This is a genomic window from Acidimicrobiales bacterium, assembly GCA_035547835.1.
Classification (GTDB): domain Bacteria; phylum Actinomycetota; class Acidimicrobiia; order Acidimicrobiales; family Iamiaceae; genus DASZTW01.
Map to the genome: position 1 here is coordinate 482357 of DASZTW010000005.1, position 12780 is coordinate 495136.

9 protein-coding genes are annotated in these 12780 nt (G+C 69.6%); 7 read left to right on the forward strand and 2 right to left on the reverse strand.

Going from position 1 to position 12780, the window contains the following annotated elements:
• Window positions 1-19 precede the first annotated feature (19 nt).
• Window positions 20-2479 carry an amino acid permease gene (locus tag VHA73_04585; protein HVX17287.1) on the reverse strand — a complete coding sequence of 820 codons (2460 nt, stop codon included), beginning with the start codon at window positions 2477-2479 and terminating at the stop codon, window positions 20-22.
• A 105-nt stretch (window positions 2480-2584) separates the two neighbouring features.
• Window positions 2585-3292 (reverse strand): response regulator, encoded by a 708-nt coding sequence (locus VHA73_04590; protein ID HVX17288.1) that lies wholly within the window; start codon window positions 3290-3292, stop codon window positions 2585-2587.
• Between the two features lie 294 nt (window positions 3293-3586).
• On the opposite strand from VHA73_04590, the gene VHA73_04595 reads away from it, so the two are divergent.
• Genes VHA73_04595 through VHA73_04625 form a run of 7 tightly spaced genes read left to right on the forward strand, consistent with a single transcriptional unit; the run spans window position 3587 to window position 12697 of the window.
• Entirely contained in the window at window positions 3587-3676 is a 90-nt protein-coding gene (locus VHA73_04595) for a potassium-transporting ATPase subunit F (protein HVX17289.1), read from the forward strand.
• A complete protein-coding gene (gene kdpA / locus VHA73_04600) occupies window positions 3676-5433 on the forward strand; it encodes a potassium-transporting ATPase subunit KdpA (protein HVX17290.1) in 1758 nt (585 codons plus the stop codon). Before VHA73_04595 ends, kdpA begins: the two co-directional genes overlap by 1 nt.
• A 5-nt stretch (window positions 5434-5438) precedes the next feature.
• Window positions 5439-7481, forward strand: a complete 2043-nt coding sequence (kdpB, locus tag VHA73_04605; protein ID HVX17291.1) for a potassium-transporting ATPase subunit KdpB — start codon at window positions 5439-5441, stop codon at window positions 7479-7481.
• The gene (kdpC, locus tag VHA73_04610) at window positions 7478-8062 is read left to right on the forward strand and encodes a K(+)-transporting ATPase subunit C (GenBank protein ID HVX17292.1); all 585 of its coding nucleotides are present in this window, start codon (window positions 7478-7480) and stop codon (window positions 8060-8062) included. Before kdpB ends, kdpC begins: the two co-directional genes overlap by 4 nt.
• Window positions 8063-8099: 37 nt before the next feature.
• Window positions 8100-10637 carry a DUF4118 domain-containing protein gene (locus VHA73_04615; protein ID HVX17293.1) on the forward strand — a complete coding sequence of 846 codons (2538 nt, stop codon included), beginning with the start codon at window positions 8100-8102 and terminating at the stop codon, window positions 10635-10637.
• Window positions 10638-10656: 19 nt separating this feature from the next.
• Window positions 10657-11337: a response regulator transcription factor gene (locus VHA73_04620; GenBank protein HVX17294.1), complete on the forward strand. Its 681-nt coding sequence runs from the start codon at window positions 10657-10659 to the stop codon at window positions 11335-11337.
• Window positions 11338-11341: 4 nt separating this feature from the next.
• On the forward strand, window positions 11342-12697 hold the full coding sequence (locus VHA73_04625; GenBank protein HVX17295.1) for an ATP-binding protein: 1356 nt from the start codon (window positions 11342-11344) through the stop codon (window positions 12695-12697).
• Window positions 12698-12780: the final 83 nt, after the last annotated feature.

Genomic DNA, 12780 nt, shown 5'->3' on the forward strand with positions numbered 1-12780 from the left:
CGACTCGACGCGGCGCTGGTCAGGCCAACAGCTGGTACGTGGGGTTCAGCAGCGCGAGACGACCCTTGTGGCGGCCGACGGTGCCGGCCACCCGGAGCCGCCGGCCGACCGTGATGCCGGGCACGTCGCGCCGGCCGAGGAAGACGACCTGGATCTCGCCATGGGCGTCGGCGAGGGTGACCTGGAGGGAAGCCACGCCGGACCACGGCTGCACCTGCAACGCCCGGACATGGCCGGTCAAGTCGACGCGCTGGCGGAAACGCACCGCGGCGATGCCCTCGGCGGGCTCGGCCGCCACCAGGTGCAGGTCGACGGGTCGACCCACCCGGCGCACGTCGCGTCCGAGCTCTTCTTCCTCGTGGCTGTACACGCCCGGCGTTCCGGTGTCGATGGTGGCATCGACGGTCAGTCGCCGCGCGCCGCCGTGATCGAGCTCCGCGGCCTGCTCGAGCACGTCGGCGGCCGTCAGGTTCGACCGCTTGCGCCCGGCGGTGAGGTGGTAGGGCACGAAGGTCACGTTGACGTGCGGGAGCTCGCTCAGCTCCTCGGCGATGTGGTCGCCGGTCCGGTCGTGCAACAGCCGGTGCCAGACCCGCCGGTACTCGGTGCGGGGCAACAAGACGGTGAGCTCGGTGTCGCCCGCCACGGTCAACTCGGCGGCGAGCTCCATCGCGCCGCGCGTCACTCGTCGGTCGGGGCACTCGATGATCTGGAGCGGAACCCGTGAGAGGCCGAGCTGGCGCCACTCCAGCGCGAGCATCTCGGCGCGTGGTTCGTCGATCGCCCAGTGGACGGCGCGGACCTCGTCGGGCATCAACGTCCGTGCATATTGGATCGCCCGAGCCGTCGGCCGATCCAGCTCGTCGACCAGCACCAACACCACATGGCGCTGCAGGATCGGCATGGTGGCCACCGTCGGCGCCGCCGACTTCAGCTCGACCGCCTCTTCGACGTACTGGCGGTTCATGCGAACCAACAGCGCGACCAGGACGGGGATCAGCACCAAGATGAACCAGGCGCCTTCGGTGAACTTGGTGACCAGGAACACCACGTCGACCACGAGCGACAGCAGCGCCCCCATGCCGTTGACGAAGACGCCGCGCTGCCAGCCCGGCTCCCGCTTGCGGATGTGGTGACGGGTCATGCCCGCCTGACTCATCGTGAAGCTGGTGAACACGCCGACCGCGTAGAACGGGATGAGTCGGCTGACGTTCGCGTCGGTCACGATCATCAACGCGATCGCGCAGCCCGCCAGCAACATGATGCCGTTGGAGAACACGAGGCGGTGGCCGCGCTTCATGAGCTGGCGCGGCATGTACGAGTCGCCGGCGGCGAAGTTGGCCAAACGGGGGAAGTCGGCGAACGACGTGTTGGCGGCGAGGCACAAGATCAACAGGGTGCTGGCCTGCAGGAACACGTACACCACGAAGCCCGGCCCCGCGTGGCCGAACACCTCCTTGCCCACCTGCGCGAGCACGGTCGGGCTGCCGCTCTCGTAGGGCGACGGGTGGGTCTTGGTGGCGAGGAACGACAAGCCGAGGAAGCACGTGCCGAGCGTGACCCCCATGATCACCAACGTGCGTCGCGCGTGGCGCCATTCGGGTTTGTGGAAGGCGCTGACCCCGTTGGAGATCGCCTCGACACCCGTGACCGCGGTGCCAGCCGACGCGAACGCCTGCAAGACCTTGAACAGTGCGGCCCCGTAGAAGATCTTGTCGGCCACGCCCATCGATCCGTGCGCCCCGGCACCGAGCAGCTCCGCGCCGTGCGACAACGACACGTGGGACAGCCCTCCCCCGGCGGCCCGCACGATGCCCGCCACGATCATCGCCGCCATCGCCGCGATGAACAGGTACGTGGGGACCATGAAGACACGGCCGGACTCCTTGACCCCCCGCAAGTTCATGTACGCGATGAACACCACCACGAACAACGCCATCTCGAGGTGGTAGGGGCGCAGCCCGGAGAACAACGACGTCAACGCCGCGATGCCTGCCGACGCGGAGACCGCGACCGTCAAGATGTAGTCGGTCAGCAACGAGACGCCGGCCACCAGCGCGGGCTTGTAGCCGAAGTTGTCCCGGGTGACCATGTACGCGCCGCCGGCGGTCGGGTACTCCTTGATCGTCTCCCGGTACGACAGGATCAGGAACGTCAGCACGACCAGCATCGCGACCGTCACCGGCACGACCATCGAGAACGCGAACACGCCGATCACCGGGATCAGCACGTGCAGGATCTCTTCGGTCGCGTACGCCGACGACGAGATGCAGTCAGAGGAGAACACCGCCAGCGCGGTGGGAATCCCCAACCGCTGGTGCTCGAGCTCGTCGGAGTCCAGCGGCGGGCCCAGCAGCTTCAGCTTGGCTCGGTATCCGAAGCCCTCCGGCAGCACCGGCCGGTTCACCAGGGCATTGGGCTCGAGCGATCCCTCCGAACCGGGTTCGAGGCCCGGTTCCTGCGGCGCTACGGCAGTCACCACGCCAGTCAAGCCGCCGCGCGGCATGGAGGGAACCGGATCGGGACGGCGCTGGCGGACTCTTGACGCGTCCGACACCGATCCTTGACGCGTTCTTGACGCGGTTCAGGGCTCGAAGCGGTAACCCATCCCCGGCTCGGTGACGAAGTGCCGCGGGCGGCCCGGCTCGGGCTCGAGCTTGCGGCGCAGTTGTGCGAGGTACACGCGCAAGTAGTTGGTCTCCCGCTCATATTGCGGGCCCCACACCTGTTGGAGGAGCTGGCGCTGGCCGATGAGCTTGCCGGGATTGCGGACCAGGACCTCCACCAGCCGCCATTCGGTGGGGGTCAGACGGACTTCTCGGCCGGCCCGCTCCACACGCTTGGCCACCAGGTCGACCGTGAACGCGTCGGTGACCACCAGTGCTTCCTCAGGTGCTGGCGCGTTGCGGCGCAGCGCGGCACGCATGCGGGCCAGGAGCTCGTTCATGCCGAACGGCTTCGTGACGTAGTCATCGGCCCCCGCGTCGAGCGCCTCGACCTTGTCGGCCTCGTCGGAGCGGACCGACAGCACGATGACGGGCACGTCGCTCCAACCGCGGAGCCCGGCCACCACCTCGGTCCCGTCGATGCCGGGCAGGCCGAGGTCGAGGATCACGAGGTCGGGGTGGTGATCGGCGGCCAACCGCAACGCATCCTCACCGGTCGACGCCAAGTCGACGACGTAGCCCCGAGCCCGCAAGTTGGTCGACAGCGCCCGCTGGATCTGCGGCTCATCGTCGACGACCAGGATCCGCGGCGCGGCCCCTTCGAACCCATCCCGCGCGTCGTTCATCGCCGCCGTCCCTTCACCAGCCACAGCGTACGGACCCGCGATGGCGAGTGGGCGGGCCCGTGGATCGCATCCCGTCAAGATCCGCACGCAGCGCGTCAACACGCCGTCAGACCCATTCCACCTGCACCCCGCCAGCGGTACAACGACCGTCACCAACGCAACCGGACCCGGAAACGAGGAGGCGTCCATGGCTGATCTGGTGGCGATCATCGGCACCGTGGCGTGCTTCGCGGTTGCCCGCCTGGTGGTCCACCTCTGCGACCGCGCCATCGGTCCCGATGACGTGACGGAACCGTGAGCGGCGACGACCTCGTCGGGCTCGTGCTCGCCATCGCGTTCGGCATCTACCTCGTGTTCGCGCTCGTCTTCCCGGAGCGCTTCTGATGACGGCTGGGACCGCGTGGACGTTGGTGGTGCTCGTCGTCGCGCTCGTCATCTCGACGAGGGTGCTGGGGGCGTACCTCGCGTGGGTCCATGCGGACACCGCCGCGATCGGCGGCCGCGACGACGCGACTGCGTCCGGATCGATCCGCCGCCGCGCCGACGGCGTGTTCTCCGTCGTGGAACGGTCGATCTACCGGGTGTGCGGGATCGACGAGTGCCGGGAGCAACGCTGGACGGCGTACGCCAGTGCGCTGTTGGCGTTCTCCCTGATGTCCGTCCTGTTCCTCTACGGCCTCCAACGGCTGCAAGGGCACCTTCCGGCCAACCCCACCGGCCGCGGCGCAGTCACCCCCGCGCTCGCGTGGAACACCGCGGTGAGCTTCGTCACCAACACCAACTGGCAGAACTACGCGGGCGAGTCCACGATGTCGCACTTCACCCAGATGACCGGACTCACCGTCCAGAACTTCGTGTCGGCTGCGGTGGGGCTCTCCGTCGCGGTGGCACTCGTCCGCGGGCTGACGCGCCGCCGCGCCGCCACGATCGGCAACTTCTGGGTCGACTTGGTGCGCACCACGGTCCGAGTGCTCCTCCCCGTCTCGTTGCTGGCGGCAATCGTCCTCGCGTCACAAGGGGTGATTCAGAACCTGCACGGGGTCCAGCTCATCCACACGCTCCAACACGGCGTCGTGCAGCACCTCCCGGGCGGCCCGGTGGCGAGCCAGGAGTCGATCAAGCTGCTCGGGACCAACGGAGGCGGCTTCTTCAACGCCAACTCCGCCCACCCGTTCGAGAACCCGACCGGGCTCACGAACATCATCGAGATCTTCCTGCTGCTCGTGCTCCCGTTCGCGGTCACGTACCTGTTCGGCCGGATGGTCCGCGATCGGCGCCAAGGCTGGGTGATCTTCACGGCCATGTTCGTGCTGTGGATCGGCGCAGCGGGCCTCACGGTCGGCCTCGAAGGACAGGCCAACCCCCACCTCGCTCGAGCCGGCGTGAGCCAGCACCTCACCGCACATCAGGCGATCGGCAACGGCGAAGGCGAGGAAGTGCGGTTCGGCGCCGGCGCCAGCGCGCTGTTCGCGTCGTCGACGACGTCCACGTCGACCGGCGCGGTGAACGCCAGCCACGACTCGCTCACACCCGGCGCCGGCGGCGTGGCCCTGTTCAACATGATGCTGGGCGAGGTGAGCCCTGGCGGCGTCGGCTCCGGCCTCTACACGATGCTCGTGTTCGTCCTGCTCGCCGTGTTCATCGCAGGCTTGATGGTGGGGCGAACACCGGAGTACCTCGGCAAGAAGATCCAGGCCACCGAGATGAAGCTCGCGGTGTTGTTCATCGTCGCGGTCCCGCTCGCCGTGCTCACACTGTCCGCCATCGCGATTGCGACGCACGCCGGTCGGCACGCGATCGCGAACCCCGGGCCGCATGGGCTCTCCGAGATCGTCTACGCGTACACCTCGTCGGCCAACAACAACGGCTCCGCCTTCGCCGGCCTGGCCGCCGACACCAGATGGTTCAACACCACCCTCGGGCTGGCCATGTTCGTGGGTCGGTTCCTGCTGATCGTGCCCGCGCTCGCGATCGCAGGCTCGCTCGCCCGCAAGCCATCCGTGCCCGCGACGTCCGGCACGTTCCCAACCGGAACGCCGCTCTTCGCGGGCTTGCTGGTCGGGACCGTCTTGATCGTGGTCGGTCTCACGTACTTCCCGGTGGTCGCCCTCGGACCGGTCGCGGAGCACTTGACGAGATGAAGGACATGACACCGAAGCGTGCGCTGTTCCAACGCGACCTCGTCCGCAACGCCGCCAAGGCCTCGCTGCAGAAGCTCGACCCGCGGGCGCTGGCCCACAACCCGGTCATGTTCCTCGTGGAGATCGGTGCCGCGTACACCACCGTGTTGTTCGTGCGCGACCTGGGTCGCGCCGGTCAGCCTCACCTGTTCGCCGGGCTGGTCTCGGCCTGGCTCTGGTTCACGGTCCTGTTCGCCAACTTCGCTGAAGCCATGGCCGAGGGTCGCGGCAAGGCCCAGGCCGACGCGCTGCGGACCGCGCAGACAGAGACGATCGCCCGGGTCCGACGCGACGGTCGGGTGGTGGACGTGCCGAGCCCCGACCTGGATCTGGGCGACGAGTGCGTGGTGGAGGCAGGAGAGCTCATCCCTGGCGACGGCGAGGTGATCGAAGGCATCGCGACGGTCGACGAGTCGGCGATCACCGGCGAATCGGCGCCGGTCATCCGCGAGTCCGGCGGTGACCGCTCCGCCGTCACCGGGGGCACCAAGGTGCTGTCGGACCGGATCGTCGTGCGCATCACCGCGCGGCCTGGCGAGACGTTCCTCGACCGCATGATCGCGCTCGTCGAAGGCGCCGCACGTCAAAAGACGCCGAACGAGATCGCCCTCAACATCTTGCTGGTGGGCCTGTCGCTGATCTTCTTGCTCGCCGTCGTCACCCTCCAACCGTTCGCGCAGTACTCGAGCGCCGGCCAGCGCACCACGGTGCTGGTCGCGCTCCTGGTCTGCCTGATCCCGACCACGATCGGCGCCCTGCTCTCCGCGATCGGCATCGCGGGCATGGACCGCCTCGTGCAGCGCAACGTGTTGGCCATGTCGGGACGCGCGGTGGAAGCGGCCGGCGACTGCTCGACGCTGCTGCTCGACAAGACCGGCACGATCACCCTCGGCAACCGGGTGGCCGCCGAGTTCATCCCTGCCGCGGGCATCGAAGCCGACCTCGTCGCCGACGCCGCCCAGATCGCGAGCTTGGCCGACGAGACCCCCGAAGGTCGCTCAGTGGTCGTGCTCGCCAAAGATCGGTTCGACCTGCGCGGCCGCGAACTGCACGACGCGGCGCTCGTGCCGTTCACCGCCCAGACGCGGATGAGCGGCGTCGACCTGCCCGACCGCGAGATCCGCAAGGGCGCGGCCGACGCGGTCCGAGCATGGGTCGAGGATCAGCACGGCACGTACTCCGGCGAGCTGCGGGCGGTGGTCGACGCCATCAGCCGCAGCGGTGGGACACCGCTGGTCGTCGCCGAGCGCGCCTGCCCTGACGGCATACCGGTGGCGCTCGGCGTCATCCACCTGAAAGACGTCGTCAAGGCCGGGATCGGCGAGCGCTTCGCCGAGCTTCGACGGATGGGCATCCGCACCGTGATGATCACGGGTGACAATCCGCTGACCGCAGCGGCCATCGCCGAAGAGGCCGGCGTCGACGACTTCCTCGCAGAGGCCACACCGGAGGACAAGCTTGCGCTGATCCGCCGCGAGCAGGAAGGCGGGAAGCTGGTCGCGATGACCGGGGACGGCACCAACGACGCGCCGGCCCTCGCCCAGGCCGACGTCGGCGTCGCGATGAACACGGGAACCCAGGCAGCCAAGGAAGCCGGGAACATGGTCGACCTCGACTCCGACCCCACGAAGCTGATCGACATCGTCGAGATCGGCAAGCAGTTGCTGATCACCCGTGGCTCGCTGACCACGTTCTCCATCGCCAACGACGTCGCCAAGTACTTCGCCATCATCCCGGCGATGTTCAGCGGCGGGTTCCCGGCGCTCGACCGCCTCAACGTCATGCACCTGCACAACCCGTCCAGCGCGATCCTCTCGGCGGTCATCTTCAACGCGTTGATCATCATCGGCCTGATCCCGCTCGCCCTTCGGGGTGTGCGCTTCGTCGCCAGCGACGCAACGTCGGTGCTGCGACGGAACTTGCTGGTCTACGGGTTGGGCGGCCTGGTCGCGCCGTTCGTCGGCATCAAGGCGATCGACCTGCTCCTCCAAGGACTGGGGTTCCGGTGACTCGACGTCAACTGCTGCCGGCCGTGCGGATGATCGTCGCCCTGACGCTCCTGTGCGGTCTCGTGTACCCCGCCGCCGTCTTGGGGGTGGTCCAGGCCGCGTTCCCCCACCAGGCCGACGGATCCCTCGCCCGCAACGCCTCGGGCCAGGTGGTCGGCTCCGAGTTGATCGGCCAACCGTTCTCGGATGCGAGGTACTTCCAGCCACGGCCCTCCGTGGCGGGGTCCGGCTACGACGCCCAGGCGTCCGCTGCCTCGAACCTCGGCCCGTCCAATCCCGAGCTGTGGGCGACCGTGCGCCAGCGGGTGACGGCGTACCGAGCGCAGAACGACCTCACGCCCGGAACGAAAGTGCCCGCCGACGCGGTGACCGCGTCGGCGTCGGGCCTCGACCCGGACATCTCCCTGACGAACGCCACGATCCAAGCCGCCCGCGTCGCCCGGGCACGGCACGTGCCGGTCGGGACCGTGCTGCGACTCGTCCACCAACACGAGGACGGGGCGATGTTCGGCATCTTCGGCGTCCCGGGCGTCAACGTCCTCGAGGTCAACCTCGCGCTCGACGAACGTGTGGCGCGGTGAGGTTCCGCGCCAGCGGCGCGGTCCGTACGATGCGGGGGTGAGCGACGCCGGCTCGCTGCGGATCTACCTCGGGGCGGCCCCTGGGGTGGGGAAGACCTTCGCCATGCTCAATGAGGGCCGGCGGCGCCGCGAGCGGGGCACCGATGTGGTGGTCGGGTACGTCGAGACACACGGGCGGGCCCGCACCGCGGCCCAGGTCGCCGACTTGCCGATCGTCGCCCGCGCCAGCCTCGAACACCGCGGCGCGACCTTCGAAGAGATGGACATCGATGCCGTACTGGCCCGCCACCCCGGAGTGGCGCTGGTCGACGAGCTCGCGCACACCAACGCGCCGGGCAGCCGTAACACCAAGCGCTGGCAGGACGTCCAAGAGCTCCTTGACGCCGGGATCGACGTCATCACCACGCTCAACATCCAGCATCTCGAATCGCTCAACGACCTCGTCGAGCGGATCACGGGCGTCCACCAGCGCGAGACCGTGCCCGACCAGGTCGTCCGGGTCGCCGACCAGATCGAGATCGTCGACATGGCACCCGAGGCGCTGCGCCGGCGCTTGGCGCACGGCAACATCTACGCGCCCGACAAGGTCGACGCGGCGCTGGCCAACTACTTCCGGCCCGGCAACCTCGCCGCACTCCGCGAGCTCGCGCTGCTCTGGGTGGCCGACCGCGTCGACGAGGGCCTGCAGTCCTACATGCAGCTGCACGGGATCGACGCGGTCTGGGAGACGCGCGAGCGCGTGGTGGTCGCGATCACGGGCGCACCCGGTGGCGAGCAGCTCATCCGCCGCGCCGCCCGGATCGCGAGCCGGAGCAAGGCCGAGCTCCTGGCCGTGCACGTACGGGCCGACGATGGTCTGGTGGCGACCGATGACGGCACCTCCGAACGGCTCGAGCAGTGCAAGGCTCTCGTGGCCGACCTCGACGGCACGTGGCATGACCTGGTCCACGACCACGTGGCCGAGGCGCTCACGCAGTTCGCGAAGCGCCAACAGGCCACGCAGCTGATCATCGGCGCGACCCGACGCTCCCGGGTCGCCGAGCTCATGCAAGGCTCGGTCGTCGGCGCGGTGCTGCGCAACACCGAGATCGACGTGCACGTCATCGTCACCGACGAACACACCCGAGCCGCAGCCCGCGCCCGGGGCATCCGACCCCGGTGGACAGCTCGCTCGCTGACGCGTCGAAGGGTGATCGCCGGTTGGGCCATCACCGTGTTGGGTTTGGTGTTGCTGACGCTGTTGCTGGTGCCACTTCGGACGAGCTACCCGCTACCAGGCGACCTGATGGCCTACCTGCTGTTGGTGGTGGCCGCGGCGAGCGTCGGCGGTCTGGGCCCCGGACTGACGTGCGCGGCGGGCGCGGCGATCACCACGAACTGGTTCTTCGCCTCGCCGCTGCACACGCTCGCCGTCGCCAACGCGTCCGACGTGACGTCGCTGGTGGCGTTCGTCGTGGTCGGCGGGGTCGTCGCCACCCTCGTGAGCATCGCGGCGAGGCGACGGCAGGAGGCCACACGAGCGCGAGCCGAGGCCACGTTGCTCGCCGAGGCGGCCGCCGGGCTGGTCGGCGACGAGGACGCCGTCGGCAGCCTGCTCCGCTACCTGTGCGACGCGTTCGGGATCGACGCTGCCGCCGTCGTCCGCCGCGGGGAGCCGACCGGAGCGCCGACGATCGAGGCCGCGTACGGGAGCGATCCGCCTCGCGACCCGACGACGGCGGACCATGTCATCGATCTCGACCCGGCCACGTACCTGGCGGTCCGCGGGCCCGACCTCGGCGCCGACGACCTTCGGGTCCTCACCACCTTCTGCGCGCAGCTCGCCGACGCCCGCGATCGGCACCAGCTCCGCGTCGATGCCGCCAACGCCGAAGTGCTCGCCCGGACTGATGCGCTCCGGACGGCCCTGCTGCGGGCGGTCTCCCACGACCTCCGCACCCCGCTCGCGTCGATCAAGGCCTCGGTGTCGAGCTTGCTGCAGTCCGATGTGGCGTGGAGCGCGACCGACACGGATGCATTTCTGAGCACCATCGACGAGGAGACCGACCGGCTCGACCGGCTGGTCGGCAACTTGCTCGACATGAGCCGGCTCGAAGCGGGCGTGCTCCACCCGTCGCGTGAACCGGTCGACCTCGACGACGCCGTCGGCCGGGCCCTGTCGTCGCTCTCGACGCATCCGGCACAGATCTTGGTCGACCTTGCCGACGGCCTTCCTGCCGCGATGGCGGATCCGGTGTTGCTCGAGCGAGTGGTGGCGAACGTGGTCGACAACGCCCGGCGCCACGCCGGGCGCAGCGCCATCACGGTGACCGGCGGTGCCATCGGCGACCGGGTGCACCTGCGTGTGGTCGACCAGGGCCCCGGACTGCGAGCGGCCGACCGCAGCCGAGTCGTCGAGCCGTTCCAGCGCCTGGGCGACCGCGCAACCGGCGTGGGCCTCGGGCTCGCGGTCGCGACCGGTTTCATGGACGCCATGGACGGGGCGGTCGTGCTCGACGACACGCCCGGCGGTGGCCTGACCGTCGTGCTCGACCTGCCCGCGGAGCCGGCGCACTCACATCGAACTCACATCTGACCGCCGTAGGGTCGGCGTCGTGCGTGTGCTCGTGGTCGAAGACGAAGTGCGCATGGCCTCGCTGCTCGAGCGCGGCCTCGAGGAGGAGGGCTACGCCGTGGAGGTCTCCGCCGACGGCGTCGACGGCCTCTGGTGCGCAAGCGAGCACGAGTTCGACGCCGTGGTCCTCGACGTGTCGCTCCCCGGCATCGACGGGTTCGAGGTGTGTCGGCAGCTGCGCGAACGCGGCCGGTGGATGCCGGTGATCATGTTGACCGCGCGCGGAGAGGTGACGGACCGCATCCGCGGGCTCGACGTCGGCGCCGATGACTACTTGATGAAGCCGTTCAGCTTCGGCGAGCTCGCGGCGCGCTTGCGGGCGTTGATCCGCCGCGGGGCGTCGCCGCGCCCGGTCGCGCTGCAAGTCGGTGACCTCCGGGTCGACCCCATCGCACGCCGCGCCTGGAGGGGCACCGTCGAGCTCGACCTGAGCCCGAAGGAGTTCACGCTGCTCGAGTTCTTCGTCCGCCATCCGGGCGAGCTGTTGACGCGCACGCGGATCCTCGAGCACGCGTGGGACTTCGCGTACGACGGCGTGTCGAACGTCGTCGACCAGTACGTCGCCTACTTGCGTCGCAAGATCGACAAGCCGTTCGGACGCAACGACCTCGAGACCGTCCGCGGCGCGGGCTACCGCCTCCGCATCGAACCCGGCGCGTGACCTCTTGCCGCTGAGGCTCCGACTCGCAGCGATCTTCGCACTGGCCACCGCCGCGGTGCTGGCAGTGGGTGGCTACTTCTTCGTGCACCAGTTGCAGAAGGGGTTGGTGGACTCGACCGACTCCACGTTGCAGACCCGCGCGGCGGGGATCGCCGACGCCCTCGCGCAGCCGGCGGCAAAGCCAGTGGGTCTGCTCGAAGCCGACCGCGCCGCACCCTTGCCGCTCGGCGGTTCCGAAGCGCAGATCCTCGACGCGACCGGCCGAGTCGTGTCGTCGACCAGCGCGAGCCACCGTCCAATGGTCTCGCGCGCCCGAGTCGAGCGCGTGACGGGTCACTCGACCTTCTTCACTGGCGGCGGCGAGGCCCAGCGCTACATCCTGCTCCGGGTGACGTACACCGGGCAGCCGCTGACCGTGGTGGTCCGCTCGTCGCTGGAAGGGACCGACGAGGCCTCCGACCGGGCCGAACGCCAGCTGGTCTTCGGGGCCATCCCGCTCACGCTGCTCGCGGGGCTCGCCGGCTGGCTCCTCGCGGGTGCGGCGCTGCATCCCGTCGAGCGGATGCGCCGCCAGGTCGCCAGCCTGAGCGAGGACGAACTCGGTCCGACGCTCGACGTGCCACGCACTCGCGACGAGCTCGCGTCACTGGCCGGCACGATGAACGACCTCCTCGACCGGGTGCGCCGCGCCCGCCGGCGCGAGCGGCACTTCATCGCAGAGGCGGGACACGAGCTGCGGACACCGCTCGCCATCTTGCAAGGCGAGCTCGAACTCGCCTTGCGGCCCGGCCGTGAACCCGAGGAGCTCCGCAGCGCGCTTTCCATCGCGTCGGGCGAGACGCAGCGACTCCATCGCCTGGCCGAAGACCTCCTGCTGCTCGCGCGAGGCGACGTCGGCGAGTTGCACCTCCATCTGCAACCGACCCATGTGGCCGACGCGGCGCGCCACGCCGTCACCGCGGCGGCCAGTCACGCCCAGGACCTCGGTGTCGAGCTCGTCGTGCGCGACGAGGGAGGCCGCGTCGCCAACCTCGATCCCGACCGCTACCGCCAGGCGCTCGACAACCTCATCGACAACGCGCTCCGGCACAGCCCTCGCGGCTCGACCGTCACCGTCGAGCTCCGCCAGGTAGGTGGTCGGGCGGTGTGCACGGTCACCGACGAGGGCCCCGGGTTTCCACCGGCGTTCCTCAGCCAGGCCATGGACCGCTTCTCGAAGGCGCAGGGTGAGCGTGGGACGGGCGCCGGTCTCGGCTTGGCGATCGTGCGGAGCGTCGCGACGGCCCACGGCGGCGAGGCGTGGGTCGACAACCACCCGATCCGCGGCGCGCAGGCCCACATCGCGGTTCCATCGGGCTGACCCCGGCGACCGCCGGCGCCCGGAAGACCAGCGCGCGCCCCGAGCGGATCATGTGCGGCCTCACATCTTGCTCTCACGATCGC